Source organism: Devosia chinhatensis, assembly GCF_000969445.1.
Taxonomy (GTDB): Bacteria; Pseudomonadota; Alphaproteobacteria; order Rhizobiales; family Devosiaceae; genus Devosia; species Devosia chinhatensis.
The window spans coordinates 432,957-450,401 of the sequence record NZ_JZEY01000061.1 but is presented as its reverse complement, the minus strand read 5'-3'; the positions used below and the strand labels follow the sequence as shown (position 1 = coordinate 450,401).

Annotated in this window: 17 protein-coding genes; 10 read left to right on the top strand and 7 right to left on the bottom strand. The window is 64.8% G+C overall.

What is annotated here, in order from left to right; translation table 11 throughout:
* Nucleotides 1–51: 51 nt before the first annotated feature.
* From modA to VE26_RS12490, 3 genes are all read left to right on the top strand, one after another.
* Nucleotides 52–780 (top strand): molybdate ABC transporter substrate-binding protein, encoded by a 729-nt coding sequence (modA, locus tag VE26_RS12500; RefSeq protein ID WP_046105579.1) that lies wholly within the window; start codon nucleotides 52–54, stop codon nucleotides 778–780.
* Between the two features lie 23 nt (nucleotides 781–803).
* Nucleotides 804–1,484, top strand: coding sequence for a molybdate ABC transporter permease subunit (modB, locus tag VE26_RS12495; protein WP_046105578.1), 681 nt, complete (start codon nucleotides 804–806; stop codon nucleotides 1,482–1,484).
* Between the two features lie 92 nt (nucleotides 1,485–1,576).
* Nucleotides 1,577–2,767, top strand: a complete 1,191-nt coding sequence (locus VE26_RS12490; RefSeq protein WP_046105577.1) for an alpha-hydroxy acid oxidase — start codon at nucleotides 1,577–1,579, stop codon at nucleotides 2,765–2,767.
* On the opposite strand, the gene VE26_RS12485 is transcribed toward VE26_RS12490, so the two are convergent.
* The 3 genes from VE26_RS12485 to VE26_RS12475 are packed head-to-tail and all read right to left on the bottom strand — an operon-like array spanning nucleotide 2,752 to nucleotide 4,471.
* Nucleotides 2,752–3,540 carry an anti-sigma factor family protein gene (locus VE26_RS12485; protein ID WP_046105576.1) on the bottom strand — a complete coding sequence of 263 codons (789 nt, stop codon included), beginning with the start codon at nucleotides 3,538–3,540 and terminating at the stop codon, nucleotides 2,752–2,754. The two genes, VE26_RS12490 and VE26_RS12485, sit on opposite strands and share 16 nt — an antisense overlap.
* Nucleotides 3,537–4,043, bottom strand: a complete 507-nt coding sequence (locus VE26_RS12480; RefSeq protein WP_046106308.1) for a sigma-70 family RNA polymerase sigma factor — start codon at nucleotides 4,041–4,043, stop codon at nucleotides 3,537–3,539. Before VE26_RS12480 ends, VE26_RS12485 begins: the two co-directional genes overlap by 4 nt.
* A 29-nt stretch (nucleotides 4,044–4,072) precedes the next feature.
* On the bottom strand, nucleotides 4,073–4,471 hold the full coding sequence (locus tag VE26_RS12475; RefSeq protein ID WP_046106307.1) for a COG4315 family predicted lipoprotein: 399 nt from the start codon (nucleotides 4,469–4,471) through the stop codon (nucleotides 4,073–4,075).
* A 236-nt stretch (nucleotides 4,472–4,707) separates the two neighbouring features.
* Here VE26_RS12475 and VE26_RS12470 point away from each other — a divergent pair, with 236 nt between their 5' ends.
* Entirely contained in the window at nucleotides 4,708–5,808 is a 1,101-nt protein-coding gene (locus VE26_RS12470) for a TRAP transporter substrate-binding protein (protein ID WP_046105575.1), read from the top strand.
* 159 nt (nucleotides 5,809–5,967) lie between these two features.
* A complete protein-coding gene (locus VE26_RS12465) occupies nucleotides 5,968–7,830 on the top strand; it encodes a diguanylate cyclase (RefSeq protein ID WP_052715886.1) in 1,863 nt (620 codons plus the stop codon).
* 68 nt (nucleotides 7,831–7,898) lie between these two features.
* On the opposite strand, the gene VE26_RS12460 is transcribed toward VE26_RS12465, so the two are convergent.
* Nucleotides 7,899–9,542, bottom strand: coding sequence for a Na/Pi cotransporter family protein (locus tag VE26_RS12460; protein WP_046105574.1), 1,644 nt, complete (start codon nucleotides 9,540–9,542; stop codon nucleotides 7,899–7,901).
* Nucleotides 9,543–9,740: 198 nt separating this feature from the next.
* Here VE26_RS12460 and VE26_RS12455 point away from each other — a divergent pair, with 198 nt between their 5' ends.
* A complete protein-coding gene (locus tag VE26_RS12455) occupies nucleotides 9,741–11,363 on the top strand; it encodes an ABC-F family ATP-binding cassette domain-containing protein (RefSeq protein WP_046105573.1) in 1,623 nt (540 codons plus the stop codon).
* Nucleotides 11,364–11,365: 2 nt separating this feature from the next.
* On the opposite strand, the gene VE26_RS12450 is transcribed toward VE26_RS12455, so the two are convergent.
* The 3 genes from VE26_RS12450 to VE26_RS12440 all read right to left on the bottom strand — a co-directional run bounded on the left by VE26_RS12450 (nucleotide 11,366) and on the right by VE26_RS12440 (nucleotide 14,144).
* Nucleotides 11,366–12,076 (bottom strand): SDR family NAD(P)-dependent oxidoreductase, encoded by a 711-nt coding sequence (locus VE26_RS12450; protein ID WP_046106305.1) that lies wholly within the window; start codon nucleotides 12,074–12,076, stop codon nucleotides 11,366–11,368.
* Between the two features lie 119 nt (nucleotides 12,077–12,195).
* Nucleotides 12,196–13,587, bottom strand: coding sequence for a TRAP transporter large permease (locus VE26_RS12445; RefSeq protein ID WP_046105572.1), 1,392 nt, complete (start codon nucleotides 13,585–13,587; stop codon nucleotides 12,196–12,198).
* Nucleotides 13,587–14,144, bottom strand: coding sequence for a TRAP transporter small permease subunit (locus VE26_RS12440; protein WP_046105571.1), 558 nt, complete (start codon nucleotides 14,142–14,144; stop codon nucleotides 13,587–13,589). Before VE26_RS12440 ends, VE26_RS12445 begins: the two co-directional genes overlap by 1 nt.
* A gap of 187 nt (nucleotides 14,145–14,331) precedes the next feature.
* Between VE26_RS12440 and VE26_RS12435 the strand changes: the two genes are divergently transcribed.
* The 4 genes from VE26_RS12435 (at nucleotide 14,332) to VE26_RS12420 (ending at nucleotide 17,443) form a co-directional block, all read left to right on the top strand.
* Nucleotides 14,332–15,276 (top strand): carbohydrate kinase family protein, encoded by a 945-nt coding sequence (locus tag VE26_RS12435; protein ID WP_052715885.1) that lies wholly within the window; start codon nucleotides 14,332–14,334, stop codon nucleotides 15,274–15,276.
* Nucleotides 15,277–15,357: 81 nt separating this feature from the next.
* Nucleotides 15,358–16,074 (top strand): cytochrome c biogenesis CcdA family protein, encoded by a 717-nt coding sequence (locus VE26_RS12430; RefSeq protein ID WP_046106303.1) that lies wholly within the window; start codon nucleotides 15,358–15,360, stop codon nucleotides 16,072–16,074.
* Between the two features lie 12 nt (nucleotides 16,075–16,086).
* On the top strand, nucleotides 16,087–16,497 hold the full coding sequence (locus VE26_RS12425; RefSeq protein ID WP_200897247.1) for a thioredoxin family protein: 411 nt from the start codon (nucleotides 16,087–16,089) through the stop codon (nucleotides 16,495–16,497).
* A 70-nt stretch (nucleotides 16,498–16,567) separates the two neighbouring features.
* Nucleotides 16,568–17,443, top strand: a complete 876-nt coding sequence (locus VE26_RS12420; RefSeq protein ID WP_046105570.1) for a c-type cytochrome — start codon at nucleotides 16,568–16,570, stop codon at nucleotides 17,441–17,443.
* Nucleotides 17,444–17,445: the final 2 nt, after the last annotated feature.

Sequence of the window (17,445 nt, the reverse complement as noted above, 5' to 3'; positions counted from 1 at the left end):
GTCCTGCTCTTTGGTCGACGATATGTTTAAGAAAACATATCGGAGCCTGACGTGCCCCGCCTCCTCCTTGCCACAGCCCTGCTGACCGCGACGGCGCTGCCCACTTTCGCAGACAATGTGCATGTGGCCGTGGCCGCCAATTTTACTGCCGTGGCGGAAGACCTGGCGGCCTTGTTCAAAGAGCAGACCGGCCACACGGCGCAGCTCAGCTTCGGGGCGACCGGGCAGCTTTATGCCCAGATCAGCCAGGCTGCGCCGTTCGGGGTGTTTCTCGCGGCCGATCGCACACGACCGGAAAAGGCAATCGATGAGGGCCTTGCCGTCGATGGGTCGTTCTTTGTTTATGCCGAAGGGCGGCTGGCGCTCTATGGTCCGGGTCGCGATCTCAGCGATGGGGCAGCGGCGCTATCGGGCCCTTTCCAGAAACTCGCCATAGCCGACCCGGCGTCTGCGCCCTATGGGCAGGCAGCGGTGGAGACGCTGACGGCGCTCGGCCTTTACGCGCTTGTGGAGCCCAAATTGGTGCAGGGGGAAACTATCTCCCAGACACTGCAATTTATCGTAAGCGGCAATGCCGAACTCGGCTTCGTGGCCGCGAGCCAGGTGCAGGGGCAAAACGATCAATGGCTGGTGCCAGCTGACCTGCATGCGCCGATTGCGCAGGGCGCGGTGTTGCTCGAGGCGGGCGCGGACAATCCGGCGGCTTTGGCTTTCGTGGACTTCCTGAAATCCGATGCGGCCGTGGCCGTGATCGAAGCCGCCGGGTATTCGGTGCCGTGAGACGGTCCGGCATTGGAGGCTAGATGGATTTCAATGCACTCATGGCTCCAATCAGCCTGACCATCTCGCTGGCACTTTGCGTGACAGCCATCCTTGTGGTGATCGGAACGCCGCTGGCCTTATGGCTGGCGCATGGGCGGGGCGTTGGCAAAGAGGCTGTGGGGGCTCTGGTGACCATGCCGCTGGTGCTGCCGCCCACCGTGCTGGGCTTTTATCTGTTGCTGGCGCTGGGACCCAATGGACCGGGCGGATGGCTGGCAGGGCTATGGGGCGCAAGGACGCTGGCCTTTTCGTTTGCGGGCCTCGTGATCGGCGGCGTGGTCGGCTCGCTCCCCTTCATGGTGCAGCCGCTGCGCAACTGCTTTGCTGCGATCGAGAGCGAGGTGATGGAGGCCGCTGCGACCCTGGGCGCCAGCCGGCTGCATCTGTTCTTTCGCGTGATGCTGCCGCTGGCGCGGCCGGGATATCTCGTGGGTGCGATCATGACCTTTGCCCATACGATCGGAGAATTCGGCGTGGTGCTGATGATCGGGGGCAATATTCCGGGCGAGACGAAGGTGCTTTCCATCGCCATCTACGACTTTGTCGAGCGGCTGGAATGGGACAAGGCGCATGTCCTAGCCGGAGGCATGGTGTTTTTCGCCTTTGTCGTGGTGTTCGCGACGCTGATGGTCAACCGGCGCGCGAACGTGGCCCTGCGATAAGCTTTTCGGCGTATAGCGTTCCGAGGCCATTTGACTTCCGCAACTAACATGTTAGTTGCGGGGGACGTGAGTGCTGAGCCCGGAGACCCCGCATGCCTGCCATCGACAAGGTGCTGACCGTCGCGGAAATGAAGCGCCTGGCGCATCGCCGGGTGCCCAAGATGTTCTTCGAATATGCCGATAGCGGCTCCTACACCGAAGGCACTTATCGGGACAATGAGAGCGATTTCGGCAAGATCCTGCTCAACCAGAAGGTGGCGGTGAACCTTGAGGGGCGTAATCTCAAGGTCAGGATGCTCGGCAAGGAGATCGCCATGCCGGTGGCCATCGCCCCGGCCGCCACGGGCGGCATGCAAACCGCGGACGGCGAGATCAAGGCGGCCAAGGCCGCGGAGCGCTTCGGCATTCCGTTTTCGCTTTCGACCATGAGCGTCTGCTCGATCGAGGACGTGGCGGAAAATACCAGTGCTCCGTTCTGGTTCCAGCTCTATGTGATGCGCGACCGGGACTTCATCAACCGGCTGATCGACCGGGCCAAGGCGGCGAAATGTTCGGCGCTGATCCTGACCATGGATCTGCAGATCCTGGGGCAGCGGCACAAGGATATCCGCAATGGGCTGGCCACGCCGCCCAAGTTCACGCCCTATTCGATCTGGCAGATGATGCAGCATCCGCTCTGGTGCCTGCGCATGCTGGGGACCAAACGGCACACGTTCCGCAATATCGTGGGCCATGTGGGGGGCGACCATGACCTGGCCTCGCTCTCGGCCTGGACGGCGAGCCAGTTCGATCCCACCCTCAACTGGGGCGATGTGCGCTGGATCAAGGAGCGGTTCGGGGGGCCGGTGATTGTCAAGGGCGTGCTCGACGCCGATGATGCCCAGGCGGCGGTCGACAATGGCGCTGATGCCATCGTCGTTTCCAACCATGGCGGCCGGCAGCTGGACGGGGCGCCGTCGACGATCCGCGTCTTGCCCGAGATCGTCGACCGGGTGGGGCACCGGACTGAGGTCTATCTCGATAGCGGCATCCGCTCGGGGCAGGATGTGATCAAGGCGCTGGCCTATGGCGCCAGATCCACCTTTATCGGCCGGCCGATGCTCTATGGCCTGGGCGCGGGCGGGGAGGCCGGGGTGCACAGGGTGCTCGAGATCATCCGCAAGGAACTCGATACCACCATGGCCCTGTGCGGGGAGCGCGACATTGCCAATATCGGCCTGCACACCATCTATTCAAACGATATTCCGCCGCGCAATGCGCCCCTGGCTCAGAGCGCGCGATAGGGCGAGCCGGGGGAGCCCGGGCTGAGCTGGGCAGCGATGGTGGTGAGGAGCGCCTCGAGCCTGTCGACCGGCTGCGGGCCGACCAGGGTGCAGGTAAAGGTGTCGTCGGCCCAATAGAGCGCGGTATCGAGGCCGAAATCGACCGCCTCATAGCTGGGGCCGTCAATGCCCGAGGACGGGGTGATGTAGAGCGTGAGGCGCGCGCCCGAGCCATCCTCGTACATCAATTGCGCGGCGCGGCCACCGGCGATCTCGGGGGCGGGCAGCAGGCGGCCGCCGAGAAAAGTGAAGCCGTCCGCCGACAGGTCGGGCATGGCCAGAGTCGTGGCGAGGCGGTTGGACAGCCAGCTCGAAAGATGGGCGCTGTCGTCGCCGGCGACTTCCACGGCATGGCGGTTTTCCGCGACATAGACGGTGTGTGCACTGACGGCATTGGCGATCAACCGGTCATAGAGCTCGGGCGCGTGGCTGGCGGGGCGGAGCCACCAGCCGGCGGCGATGCCCAGGCCGAGCACGGCGACGAACATGGCGGCGCGGCCGAGGGCTGCCCGGGTGCGGCGGGCCTGGTGGGCGGCGAGGCGATGCGGATCGAGCCGGACGGGCACGGGTTCGGCGCCGGCAGGGGCGTAGAGGGTGCGGATGGCATCGGACTGGCGCTGCAGCGCGGCAATCTCGGCCATGGCGACAGGATCGGCCTCGAGCGCGGCGCGGGCCCCGGCATCGAGCTGGCCATCGACATAGGCCATCAGCAGGTCGCGATCGGGAGCACTCATTTGACGGTCCTCAGATGCGGCTCGGCAGGGGTGCCGGTCAGGGCGCGCAGGGTGGAGCGGGCCCGGCCGAGGCGGCTCATCAAAGTGCCGGTGGGGATGCCAAGAATGGCGGCGGCGTCGGCATAGGGGAGGCCTTCAAGGGTCACCAGCAGCAGGGCTTCCTTTTGTTCGAGGGGCAGGGTTTCGATGGCGCGGGCGAGTTCGGCCAGGGCAAGATGCCCCGGTTGCGGAGCGGGGACGGCGAGATCGGGCAGAGTATCGATGTCGACCATCTCGCCATGACGGCGCCGGTTCCGCAGGGTGTTGCGATGCAGATTGGTGAGGATGGTGAACAGCCAGGGGCGCAGCGGGCCGCGCGGCCGGAAGAGCAGGCGGCGTGACATGGCGCGTTCGAGGCAATCCTGCACCAGATCGTCGGCGTGATCGATATTGCGAGTGAGCGCGCGGGCATAGCGGCGCAGGGCCGGAACGCAGGCTTGCAGCTCATCGCGGAAGTCGACCACGCCGGACAATCCCTGATGCGGGTTACGCCTTATTCGAGGGCAAGATGCCAGACGCCACCGACGCCGTCACCCTTGGTGTCGCCGGCCGCCATGTCTTCGTACCAATAGTAAAGCGGCCAGCCCTTATACGCCCACATCTTGCTGCCGTCATCGCGGGTGACGACGGTGAAATCGCCCTCGTCAGCCGCATCGGCAGCGGCCATGAGCGGCGGCCATTTGACCGCGCAATCGCCATTGCAGACGCTCTTGCCGTCGCCCTGAGTGTCCTTGTCGAAGGTGTAAAGCGTCATGCCTTCGGCGTCGGTCAGCACCATCTTGCCGCCGATGTCGGTCGACTTGACGGCTCCGCCCATGTAGTCGGCGGCAAAGGCGGGGGTCAGTGTAAGGGCCAGGGCGGTAACGCCGGCCAGAAGTCTACGGATCAGCATGGAAATTCCCTCCAATGGAGCCGCGACTGCGGCCTCCATGAAGATCAACACCAGGGCGCGTGCTTTAATCCCGGCGGCAGGACCAGAATTTGCGCAGGGAAAATTCGCCTGTTGCCGCAACAACATGCTGGACAGAACCCGGCCATATTGCTTTGTTGTCGCCAAGCGGCGCTTCATGGGAGAGCGGGGGCGTTGGCTCTGCGCGTCCTCTGGCGCGCTTTTTTGGGAGGACATCTATGAAAAGACGCGAATTCTTCAAGCAGGCTTCCGTGGCAACCATCGGCGCGGCCGCAGCTGCCACGCTGGCCACGCCGGCCATCGCCCAGGGCAACATCACCTGGCGCATGGTCACCACCTGGCCCAAGAACTTCCCCGGCCTGGGTGTCGGCGCGCAGACGCTTGCCGATCGCATCACCAAGGCTTCGGGCGGACGCCTCACCGTGCAGGTCTTCTCGGCCGGCGAAATGGTGCCGGGCCTGCAGGCGCTGGACGCGGTGATCGACGGCTCGGCCGAAATGAGCCATGGCACGCCCTATTACTGGCAAAACAAGAGCCAGGCTCTGAGCTTTTTCACCGGCGTGCCCTTCGGCATGACCAATCGCGAGCTGACCGCCTGGGTGCGTTATCTCGGCGGCCAGGAAATCTGGGACAAGGTCTATGACCAGTTCGGACTTCAGGGCTTCCTGTCGGGTGATACCGGCACGCAGGCGGGCGGCTGGTTCCGCAACGAGTTGACCGGCGTTTCCGATATCCAGGGCCTGCGCTTCCGCACGCCGGGCCTGGGTGGCCAGGTCTGGGGCAAGCTGGGCGCTTCGGTGACCAATCTGGCCGCAGGCGAAATCTTTGCCGCGCTGCAGTCCGGAACGCTGGATGCGGCCGAATTCGTGGGTCCCTACAACGACCTGGCGCTCGGCTTCTACCAGATCGCCAAGAACTACTACTTCCCCAGCTTCGTCGAGCCGGGCCTGGCCACCGAAATCGTGGTCGACAAGGCCAAGTTCGCTGCGCTGCCCGAGGACCTGCAGGAAATCGTACGCATCGCGGCCCAGGCTTCCTATGATGAAGTCGCCTCCGACATGTATGCCAACGACCCGCGCGCTCTCAATGCGCTGGTGTCCGAACATGGCGTGCAGGTGCGGCGCTTCCCCGAGGAAATCATCGAAGCCGGTGCCAAGGCATCGATGGAACTGATCGCGGAAATCCGCGAGGGTGGCGATGCGCTGACCAAGGAAACGGCAGAAAGCTTCGTTTCTGCCTTCAACCTGCTGCGCCAGCGCACCGAGGGCACCGACATGCCCTATCTCGCGGCACGCGAGAAATACATCACCTTCGACTAAGCACGATGCCGGAAGGCTGAACGAGCGGGCTCCCGGATCGCGGGGGCCCGTTCTTTTTTGCAAAAGTGAACCGGCCGAGGGGAAGTGCGCGGCATTTCTTTAACGCTTGTTAAAGACCTCCGACAGAAAGCTGAAGCCCTCTCTGACCCGGACCATGCCGTGACGGCCAATCTCCTCGCCAATCTTGCCGTTGTCGGCCTGTTCGTCGCCGTGCTTGCCCTGTCGCAGGAATGGGTGCAGTCCTGGTCGCGGTCCGCACGGATCATCGGCATGGGCGTGTTGATGGGCCTGGGCGCGGGGGCATCGATGGAATTGTCCATCGAAGTCGTCCAGGGCGTGCGGTTCGACCTCCGACTGGTCATGGTTTCGCTCTCGGGCATTTTCGGAGGACCGGTCGCCGGCCTTATCTCCGGTGTGATCGCGGCGCTGTTTCGTATCCAGCTGGGCGGGGCAGGCGTGCCGGTGGGCATCGCGGTGACGGCCATTGCGGTGGGATTGGGATGGGCGGGCTTCGTGCTCAGGCGTCGCTTCGGGCTGCGGCCGTCCCTCATTGCAGCGCTGTCGCTCACCGAGGCGATGATGCCCGCTCTCGTCGTGCTGATGCTGCCGCAAGAGGCGCGCAATGTCGCCGCCGGCACAGTGATGCTGCCCTTCATGGCCCTGACAGGCGTCGCTTTTTCCCTGGCGGTCATCGGCATCGAGCACAGCCGCTATCGCGGCTGGCTCACGCACCTGACCAAGGTGGCGCTGAGCCAGGCGCCGGATTTCTTCTATATCAAGGATCGCCAGGGCCGCATCGTCTTGGCCAATGACGCCGCCGCGCGCGTCAGCGGCCTTGCCGCGGGAGGGGATGCCGTTGGCCTGACCGATTTCGACCTGACCGATGCCGACCGCGCGCAGGTGCTGTTCGACGCCGAACAGGCCTTGTTCCGCACCGGGGTTCCGATCGTCGACTTCGAGGAAGATGTGCCCCAGGCGGATGGTTCGGTGCGAACGATGGTGACCACCAAGCGCCCGATCTTCAATGCCGATGGCAGCATTGCCGGGCTGGTTGGCGTCACCAAGGACCTGACCGAGCGGCTGGCGCTGGAGCGCAAGGTCAGCGACACGCGGGCCGAACTCGACGTGGTGCTGAACGAGATGTCGGAAGGGCTGGCGCGGTTCGACGATGCTTTCCGCCTGGTATTCAGCAATGCAAATTACCGGGCGCTGTTTCCCCTGACTGGCGAGGCCCGGCAGCCGGGCGCCCATATCCGGGACATTCTCAAGGCCGTGGTGGAAACCGGCGAGCAGGTGCTCGATGGCCTGGCCGCCGAGGACTGGATCGCCGCCGTTATCGAGAAGATGGACACCGGTGGCGAAGAACAGGTCAAGATGTATGACGGGCGCTGGCTCCTGATCCGCTCGACGCCGTTGCGGGCCGGCGGCACGGTGGTGATCGTCTCCGACATCTCCGATCTCAAGGAAGCCGAGCGCAATCTCATGGCAGTGGCCGAGCAGATGCGCGTGCTCTCGATCACCGATGCGCTGACCGGGCTGCACAATCGCCGCGATTTCGACAATGGACTGGCGGCGCATTTCGAAACCGCCCGGCGCGAAGGCTTCGATCTCAGCGTCATTCTCTTCGATATCGACCGGTTCAAGGCCTATAACGACACTTATGGTCATCCGGCTGGCGACAGCTGCCTCAAGCGCGTGGCGGCGAGCATCCGTGACAATGTCAAGCGCCCGGCCGACCTCGTCGCGCGCATGGGCGGGGAAGAATTCGCCGTGCTGCTGCCCAATACGAGCCTTTCGGGTGCACAAAAGGTCGCCGACAATATTCGCGGGGCTATCGAGGGCCTGAGCATGCCCCATAGCGGCGCGGAGAACGGCCGGGTGACCATCAGCGCCGGGGTGGCGGCACTCGACCGCGAGGGGCGCATCGAGACCGGCGACCAATTGGTGGAAAAAGCCGATCGCGCGCTGTATGCGGCCAAGGCCAATGGCCGCAACCAGGTGGTTTCCGCCCCGCTCGGCTAGGGCGGATAGGCTTTGCGCGACGCGAGAGGCCTTGGCGACAGGGGCTCGCTTGCGCCGGAATGACCCGGTCAGCCCTGCTGGGGCTGGGCGGCCTCGGTCTGGCGCAGCACCGGATAGGCAACGCTGGCAAGCAGCGAATTGATGGTCTTGAGGGCGCGGATGGTTTCGAGGTGCAGGTCGCTGGTGGCGATGGACTGCTGGGCGCCTTCGCGCAGCCGCGCCAGGTGCTCGGCAGCGCTGGCCCGGCCGGCCATGCCCAAAGAGGCCTTTTCCTCGAGCAGCATCTTGGCGGCGGCCCGATCCTCGGACATGAGGACGTTGAGCGCCAGATGGAGATTGTCGATGACCCGGTGATGGAGATCGTTGAGTTCGCGCCAGCCGGCGGGGGAGAACTTGACCTTCTGCTCGGCCCGGCTTTCGGCCAGCTTCACCAGCGTCTTGACCACCGCGTCGCCCACATATTCGAGGTTGATGGCCAATTGCGCCAGTTCCTGCCCGCGCAACGCCTCGGGACTGTCGGGGTCCGGATAACGGATGCGGGAGAGATACAGCTTGATGTCGGATTGCGCGGCGTTGACGGCCCGCTCCAACAGTTTGATCTGACGGATCTTTTCAGGGTCGGCATTCTCGTAGAGGTCCATGACCGGCTCGATCATGCGCTCGACGATTTCGGCCATGCGCAGCAATTCCCGCTTGGCGCTGGCGAGAGCGAGTACGGGCCGCTCGATCAGCTTGTCATCGAGCCGCATGGGGGAGACCAGGCCCTGATCGGGCTGGGGCGCGCTGCGCACGAGACGGGCGGTGAGCCGGGCCATGGGCTCGGTCAGCGGCAGGGCGACAAGCAGCAGCACGAGATTGAAGGCGAAGTGGAAATTGATGATCTGCCGCGCCGCATCGGGGCCGAGCCAGGTGCCGGGGATATGGCTGAGCCAGAGCAGGCCCAGACCGGTCATGGCCAGAACGGCGCGGAAGACAAAGTTGCCCAGCGTGATCCGCCGCGCCGCGGCTGAGCCGCTGCGGGTGAGCATGAAGGCGATGATGGACGAGCCCATATTGGCGCCCAGGACCAGCGACGCGCCCAGTTCGAACGGCACCATGCCCTGGGCGGCAAAGGTGGCAACGAGCAGGATGAAGGCCACGGAGGAATGAATGACCCAGGTGAAGGCGGCGGCGAGCAGGAAGGCGGTGAACGGATCGCCGGCAAGATAGGCGACGATCTCGGGCAGGACTTCCGCCTCGCGCAGGGGAATGGTGGCCTCCCCGATGAGACGCAGCGACATCAGGATCAGCGCGATGCCGATGACGATGCGGCCGGCCTGGCGGATATCGCGGGTCCGGCCGCGGAAGAAGAGAATGCCGCCCAGGATCATCAGCACCGGCATGAGCCAGGCCGGATTGACGCTGAGCACCTGGACGACGATGGCGGAGCCCAGATCGGCGCCCAGCATGGTGGCGAGCCCCGCCGAGAGGGTGAGCTTGCCGCTGGCGGCAAAGCCGGCGGCGATGAGCGCGACCGCCGTGGAGCTTTGCAGCAGGATGGCGACCACCCCGCCCAGGAAGGCGGACTTGAGCTGGCCGCGCTTGCCCTGGCTCAACAGCCGGTGCAGCACCGCCTTTTGCGACCGCTCCATGCCCGTGCGCACCATGCGCGTCGCCCAGAGCAGGAGGGTGACCGCGCCGGCGATGTTGATGAGCACGAGATAGATGGACATGGCATCCTTTCGAGACGGCGCAATCGGCCCTTGAAACCTGGATCATCGGCCCGTTTGCGCACGTGTGCAATGGCTTTGCTCCCCTGCCGAACAATGCGACCTGCCCCCGCATGGGTTCCCGGGCCTTGCCAGGACCGGCCATGGATGCTTTAGGAGCCCCTCTCTCCCCGCCCCCAGACGACAAGGCTTTGTGCGCCCATGATCAGGCTCGAAAATATCGGCAAGCAGAACGGCAAGCAGATCGTCTTCATCGAAGCGAGTGCCGCGCTGCAAAAGGGCGAGAAAATCGGGCTGGTGGGGCCGAACGGGGCGGGCAAGACGACGCTCTTTCGCATGATCACCGGCGAGGAAGCCCCCGACGAAGGGCAGGTCTCGGTCGATCGGGGCACGTCCATCGGCTATTTCAGCCAGGACGTGGGCGAGATGGCCGGGCAATCGGTGGTGTCGGCGGTGATGGACGGCGCCGGGCCGGTCAGTACGCTGATGGCCGAGATGGCGGTGCTCGAGGCCGACATGGCCGATCCGGACAAGGCCGATGCGATGGACGCCATCATCGAGCGCTATGGCGAGGTGCAGGGGCGGTTTCAGGAGCTGGACGGCTATTCGCTGGACGGGCGGGCGCGCGAGGTGCTGGCGGGGCTGGGCTTTTCGGCCGAGATGATGGATGGCGACGTGGGAGCGCTGTCGGGAGGCTGGAAAATGCGGGTGGCGCTGGCGCGCATCCTCCTGATGAAGCCCGACGTGCTGCTGCTCGACGAACCGTCCAACCATCTCGATCTCGAAAGCCTGATCTGGCTCGAAAACTTCCTTAAAGCCTATAGCGGCGCGCTGTTGATGACCTCGCATGACCGCGCGTTCATGAACCGGATCGTCAACAAGATCCTCGAGATCGATGCCGGGACGCTGACCAGCTATACGGGCGATTACGAATTCTACCAGAGCCAGCGCGAGATTTCGGACCGCAACCAGCAGGCCCAGTTCGAGCGGCAGCAGGCCATGCTAGCCAAGGAAGTGGCTTTCATCGAACGGTTCAAGGCGCGGGCCAGCCATGCCGCGCAGGTGCAGAGCCGGGTGAAAAAGCTCGACAAGATCGACCGGGTGGAGCCGCCCAAGCGCCGGCAGGTGGTGGCGTTCGAATTCCGCCCGGCGCCGCGTTCGGGCGAGGATATCGTGCGGGTGGAAAACGTGCACAAGGCCTATGGCAGCCGCACGATCTATGACGGGCTCGATTTCCATGTGCGGCGGCGGGAGCGCTGGTGCATCTTGGGCGTCAACGGGGCGGGCAAGTCGACGCTGCTCAAGCTGGTCGTGGGCGCGTCCGAGCCCGACAAGGGCTCGGTATCACGGGGCCCGAGCGTCAAGCTGGGCTATTTCGCCCAGCATGCCATGGACACGATCGATGGTGACCAGACCATCTTCCAGACGCTGGAGGCGGCGTTTCCGCAGGCCGGGCAGGCGCCGTTGCGGGCGCTGGCGGGGTGTTTCGGCTTTTCGGGCGACGATATCGAAAAGAAGTGCCGTGTGCTCTCGGGTGGCGAGAAAGCCCGTCTTGCCATGGCGCTGATCCTGTTCGATCCTCCCAATTTCCTGGTGCTGGACGAGCCGACCAACCATCTCGACATCCAGACCAAGCAGATGCTGATCGAGGCGCTGAGCGCCTTCGAGGGGACGATGCTGTTCGTCAGTCACGACCGGCACTTCCTCGCCGCGTTGTCCAACCGGGTGCTGGAGCTGACCCCGGAGGGCCCGCATGTCTATGGCGGGGGCTATACCGAATATGTAACGGCGACGGGCCAGGAAGCGCCGGGTCTGCGCAGCTAGCCCTACCAGGGCAGGGGGCTGCCCGAATGGTCGAGGAACAGACCGTTCTCGTCCGGGCCGAGGCCATCGATGACGCCGAGAAGGCGTTGCGCGGCGATAGCGGGGGCGACCGGTTCATGGCCCGAGCCGCCGAAAGGCGCCGACAGAGCGGTGGCGACCGTGCCGGGATGGAGCGTGACGCAGAGAGCTTCGGGCCGTGTGCGGCGCAGTTCGATGGCGGCCGTATGCAGCAATTGGTTGAGCGCGGCCTTGGCGGCGCGATAGCCATACCAGCCCCCCAGCTGGTTGTCGCCAATGGAGCCGACCTTGGCCGAAAGGGCGGCAAAGACCGCCTTGCCTTCGCGCGGCAGGAGCGGCAGCAGATGTCGCGCCAGGAGCGCCGGGCCGGTGGCATTGACCGCAAAGCTGCGCGCGAGCCGGTCGGCTTCGAGCTGGCGCCAGCTTTTTTCCGGTTGCAGATCGCCATCATGCAGGAGGCCAGTGGCCACGATGACGAGGCGCAGCGGCAGGCCGGTGGCCGATAAAGCGGCGGCGGCCTTCTCGATGCTCTCCGCATTGGTAAGGTCGAAATCTCCAGCCCGACGGGACAGGCCGATGACCCGCTCGAAGCGCTCGGTGGCCACGACCGCGTCGGTCAGGGCATCGCCAATGCCGCCGCTGGCACCAAAGATTACGGCGAGCCCACCGGAGGGGAATGAGGCAAGATCGGTCATGACGGTCTCCTTGGCAGCAGATACGTCCAGCCGCGGCCATTGGTTCAATGTACCCGATCAGCCAAAAGGGCCGGACGGTTTCCCGCCCGGCCCCCTGATCGCATCGCTGTGCCGTGATCCTAGTTGTAGAGTATGCTCGGCAACCAGGTGATGAGCTGCGGGAAGGCGAAGAGCAGGACCAAAGCCACGAGCTGCAGCATCACGAAGGGGAAGGCACCCTTGTAGATCATGCCGGTCGACACCCGGGCCGGAGCCACGCCGCGCAGATAGAACAGCGAGAAGCCGAAGGGCGGGGTGAGGAAGCTGGTTTGCAGGTTCACGCCCACCATGACACCCAGCCAGATCGGGTTCACGTCAAGCGCCAGCAGCACCGGAGCGGTGATCGGGATGACGATGAAGATGATCTCGAAAGTGTCGAGGATGAAGCCGAGCAGGAACATGATCAGCATGACGATGATCATGGCCCCGATGGCGCCACCCGGCATGGACGAAAGGAATTCGTGCACCAGATTGTCGCCGCCCATCATGCGGAAGACGATGGAGAACACTGCCGCGCCAAAGAGGATGATGAACACCATGGACGTGATGGTTGCGGTGGAGATCACCGCCTGCCGCAGCACGCCCAGACCCAGCCTGCCGCGCAGCACGGCCAGGATCATGGCGCCGACCGAGCCCACGGAAGCCGCTTCGGTCGGGGTGGCAACACCCGCCAGGATCGAGCCGAGAACGGCAATGATGAGGAGGAGCGGGGGCAGCAAGGCCACGATCACTTCGCGCATCAGGCCGGCGCGCTCTGCTTCCGGAACCGGCGTTGCCGGGCAGGATTGCGGATCGGTGACGGCCTTGTAGATCATGAACAGGGAATAGAGCCCGACGAGGAGCAGGCCGGGAATGATGGCGCCGGCAAACAGGGCGCCCACCGAGACCGGCTCGGGCGCGAAATTGCCCTTGCTCATCTGCACCTGGGCATTGATGCCCGAAAGCATGTCGCCCATGAAAATAAGGACGGTGGAGGGCGGAATGATCTGGCCCAGCGTGCCCGAGGCGCAGATGACGCCGGAGGCAAGCTTGGGATCATAGCCCGCCCGCAGCATGGCGGGCAGCGAGATCAGGCCCATGGTGACCACGGTGGCGCCGACCACGCCGGTGGACGCGGCCAGCAGCGCACCCACGACGATGACGGACAGGCCGAGGCCGCCGCGCAGATTGCCGAAGAGCTTGCCCATGGTGAGCAGCAATTGCTCGGCGATGCCGGAGCGCTCGAGAATGACGCCCATGAAGATGAAGAGCGGCACAGCCACCAGCACTTCATTGGTCATCAGACCGATATAGCGGCCGGCGAGAGATCCGTAATTGGACGGGTCGTAGATGCCCAGCCACCAGCCGACGAGGCCGAAGAGGAGCGCCGTGCCGGCGAGCGAAAACGCCACCGGAAAGCCCAGCATGAGCACGCCGATCACGCCGAAGAACATGAGGGCGGAGAGAATTTCGCCCAGGAGAACGGGATCCATCAGCCATGCCCCTTTTCGGCTTCGTAACGCAGCGTGGGAGGCAGCAGCTCTTCCTTGCCGCTGAGGACCAGGATGGACCGCGCGGCCATGGCCAGGCCCTGCAGCCCGACCAGAACCGCAAAGACCAGGATGAAAGTCTTCAGAATGAAGAGGCCCGGCATGCCGCCGATATTGGCCGAGGCTTCATAAAAGCCCCAGGACCGCCGGACGGCGGGGAATGTATAGAGCCAGACGACGACCATGAAGGGAATGAGGAAGAGGATCACGCCGACAAGGTCGGCAATCGCTTTGCGGCGCACCGATGACGGACGATAGAAGATATCGACGCGCACGTGATCCTGACGCAGCAGGGCAAAGCCGGCCACCCCGGTAAACATGGCGCCGGAGACCCAGACATAGAGGTCCTGCATCCACAGGGTCGAGGTGTGAAAGAAGTAACGCTGCACCACGACGGCGAAGCAGACCAGCACGCAGACGAGTGCGAGCCACGACAGAACCTGGCCCACAAGCCAGTTGATGGCGCTGATCCCTCGGACCAGCGCGGCGAGCCCTTGCAATTGAGCGCCTCCCTATACCTATGCGGCGCACGCTCTCCCAAAGCGCGCCTGCCTCTGAACCGATTGAGCATTATCCGCAGGGATGGTCAATATTGCTGGTTGCCCGCTCCACGCAAGGCTGCACTCAATTGGTGACAAATGGCACGAAACTGCTATTGACCCGGCGATTGCGCTCGTGGAGGAAGCCATGTTTGTCGTTGGCGGGGAAAGCCTGATCGATCTTGTGCCAGTATCGTCCGCGGCAGATGCCGAGCGGGTGGCGCTGGCGGGTGGATCGCCATTCAATTGCGCCATTGCGCTGAGCAAGCTGGGGCACGAAACCGGGTTCCTGTGCCCGATCAGCGCCGATCAATATGGGGACCTGCTGCTCAAACCACTGGCCGAGGCGGGCGTCGCGGTGCTGCTGGACGAACGGGTCGATGCGCCGACCACCAAGGCGATCGTGACGTTCAACGACAAGATGCAGGCATCCTATGTGTTCGAGCGCGGCGCCGACCGCGCCTTTACGCGCGAAGGTCTGATCGCGGCCCTGCCCCGGCAGGTGGCACTCTACCAGATCGGGGGATTCTGCCCGATCCTGGAGACAGACGCCGATGTGTGGCGGGCCGTAGTGAGCGAAGCGGCGGCGCGCGGCGCCACGATCTCCATCGACATCAATGTGCGCGAAAAGCTGGTGGACGACGAGGCGGGCTACCGGGCGCGTCTCTCGGATTTTCTCGACATGGCCCACATCGTCAAGCTGTCCGAGGAAGACCATGAATGGCTGGTGCCCGGCCAATCCATCGAGGCCTATGCCGCCGAGCTGCTCAAGCGGCCCCATTGCGCGCTCGTCGTCGTGACGCTGGGGGAGCAGGGCAGCCGCGCCTTTTCGCGCGCCGGGAAAGGCGAGGCCCCGATCTATGCTCCGCCGGTCTTCGGGGACACGGTGGGCGCCGGCGACAGCCTGATGGCCGGTATCCTCACCTGGCTGAGCGAAGCCGATGCGCTGGGCCCGGATGCCCTGGCAGCGCTCAATGACGAGCAATTGAGCGCCATGCTGGGGTTCGGGGCCGTGGTGGCCGGCATCAATTGCGGGCGCAAGGGCTGCCAGCCGCCGACCCGGGATGAAGTCGACGCCGTATTGGCGCAGTAATCACGCGCATGTGATGGCCTCGGCGTAACCGCCGGGACTTTGCCGCCGTAATAGCTTCCAAAGCGTCTTTGGGAGGCCGTGGTGCTCGATCTGGTGCTGGCCTATGCGGCGGGTCTGCTGACCCTGATCAATCCCTGCGTCCTGCCGTTGCTGCCCCTGATCGGGGCCAGCGCGCTGGCCCGGCATCCGCTTGCGCCACTGGCGATGGCGGGCGGCATGGCGGCCAGCTTTACCCTTGCCGGAATGGGCGCCTTTGCGCTGACGCGGGCGCTGGGCCTGCCACAGGACGCGATCACCCTTGCCGCCGGCTGGTTCATGCTGGCCTTCGGTCTTGTTACGCTCACCCCGCCGCTCCAGGCCCAGTTTTCACGGCTTGCCGGCGCCACGGCCTCCGGCAGCACGCGGCTCCTGGGGCAGGTGGAAGGCCGGGGATTGTGGGGTGAGGCGGCGGCCGGCGCGCTTTTGGGCCTTGCCTGGTCGCCCTGCATCGGGCCGACGCTGGGCGGCGCCATCGGGCTGGCCGCGCAGGGCGAAAACCTGGTTCATGCCGGGGCGATCATGGGCTTTTTCGCCCTCGGTTCGGCTAGCATCGTGCTGGCTTTGGCCTATGGCACCCGCGCCGCCCTGTCGAGCCGACGCACGACGCTGATGCTGCTGGCGCCCCATGCCAAGACGGTATTGGGGGTCAGCCTCGTCGTCGTTGGGCTGGCGGTGATCCTGCGGATCGACCGCATGCTCGAAGCCCTGGCGCTCGAGGTCCTGCCCAGCTGGCTCATCGATCTTTCCGTCAGTCTTTAAGGAGACATGTCCATGATGACCCGTCGACATTTTCTGGCCGGCCTTGCCGGCACCGCGCTGGTCGCCGCACTGGCCCGCCCCAGCATGGCGCTGATGATCGTGCCCTATACGGGCGCCGAATATGATGCGCTCGTGCAAAGCGGGGAGCCGTTCCTGGTCAATTTCCGCGCCAGCTGGTGCGGCACGTGCGCGGCCCAGCAAAGGGTGCTCGATGCCCTGCAGCAGGAAAGCGCCGCCTATGCCGATATTCCGATCCTGCGGGTGGACTGGGACGAATATGGCGATGGCGAGCTGGCGCGCAGCCTTGCCATCCCCCGCCGCTCGACGCTGGTGCTGATGCGCGGCACCAGCGAATTGGGGCGGCTGGTGGCCGAGACGCGCAAGGACCGGATCAGCGCGCTGCTCGACCTCGCAAGCTCTTGAAAAGACCGGCAATTGCCTCCCCGTCCCGCATCTGGTCTGATGTCATGCAGCGATCAGTGCGGGGGCGGGGATGAAAAAGCGGTTTGTTGCATTTGGGGCGCTGGCCATCCTGGGGGTCGCCGCGGTGGTGTATTTCCTCAAGCCGGTCAGCGGGCCGGCGCGCGACCTGACGCTGGTGGGCGATGTCGATCGCGGCAATTACCTGATCCGCCTGGGCGGGTGCGTGGCCTGCCACACCAATCACCAGGCGGAGACGGGATTCCTCGCTGGCGGCTACGGACTGGAGACGCAGTTCGGCACCTTTGTTCCGCCCAATATCACCTCGGACCCCGAAGCCGGTATCGGCGCCTGGACGCTGGCGCAGTTTTCGGATGCGATGAGCAATGGCATGGGGCCGCAGGGGCATCTCTACCCGGCTTTTCCCTATGAGAATTATACGCTGATGAGCGACCAGGAGATCGTCGATCTCTATGCGGCGCTGATGGCGACCGAACCGGTCAGCACGCCTTCGGCCGAAAACCAGGTGCCGTTCCCGTTCAATATCCGGTTGCTGATGGCCGGGTGGCAGAATCTTTTCTTCTCGCCGGGCCGGTTCGAACCGGAAGCAGGGCAGTCGGACATCTACAATCGCGGCAAATACCTCGCCTATGGGCCGGCCCATTGCATTGCCTGTCACACGCCGCGCAATGCGCTCGGCGCCCTGGAGTGGGATCAGGCCTTTGCCGGATCGCCCGGCGGCACGGGCGGGCGGGCGCCGGCCATTAATGCGGCGGCGCTGATCGAAGAGGGCTATGACGTCGAAACGCTGGTGCAGACGCTCAAGGACGGATTTACCCCCGGCTTTGACGTGCTGGGCGGCTCGATGGGCGAGGTGATCTCCGATTCCACCTCGCACTGGAGCGATGACGACCTGACGGCGCTGGCGACGTATCTATTGACCGAATAGGA

Coding starts and splice junctions, on each gene's coding strand:
- modB (WP_046105578.1), top strand. CDS start 804: ATGGATTTCAATGCACTCATGGCTCCAATCAGCCTGACCATCTCGCTG.
- VE26_RS12490 (WP_046105577.1), top strand. CDS start 1,577: ATGCCTGCCATCGACAAGGTGCTGACCGTCGCGGAAATGAAGCGCCTG.
- VE26_RS12485 (WP_046105576.1), bottom strand. CDS start 3,540: ATGAGTGCTCCCGATCGCGACCTGCTGATGGCCTATGTCGATGGCCAG.
- VE26_RS12475 (WP_046106307.1), bottom strand. CDS start 4,471: ATGCTGATCCGTAGACTTCTGGCCGGCGTTACCGCCCTGGCCCTTACA.
- VE26_RS12470 (WP_046105575.1), top strand. CDS start 4,708: ATGAAAAGACGCGAATTCTTCAAGCAGGCTTCCGTGGCAACCATCGGC.
- VE26_RS12460 (WP_046105574.1), bottom strand. CDS start 9,542: ATGTCCATCTATCTCGTGCTCATCAACATCGCCGGCGCGGTCACCCTC.
- VE26_RS12455 (WP_046105573.1), top strand. CDS start 9,741: ATGATCAGGCTCGAAAATATCGGCAAGCAGAACGGCAAGCAGATCGTC.
- VE26_RS12450 (WP_046106305.1), bottom strand. CDS start 12,076: ATGACCGATCTTGCCTCATTCCCCTCCGGTGGGCTCGCCGTAATCTTT.
- VE26_RS12445 (WP_046105572.1), bottom strand. CDS start 13,587: ATGGATCCCGTTCTCCTGGGCGAAATTCTCTCCGCCCTCATGTTCTTC.
- VE26_RS12435 (WP_052715885.1), top strand. CDS start 14,332: ATGTTTGTCGTTGGCGGGGAAAGCCTGATCGATCTTGTGCCAGTATCG.
- VE26_RS12425 (WP_200897247.1), top strand. CDS start 16,087: ATGATGACCCGTCGACATTTTCTGGCCGGCCTTGCCGGCACCGCGCTG.
- VE26_RS12420 (WP_046105570.1), top strand. CDS start 16,568: ATGAAAAAGCGGTTTGTTGCATTTGGGGCGCTGGCCATCCTGGGGGTC.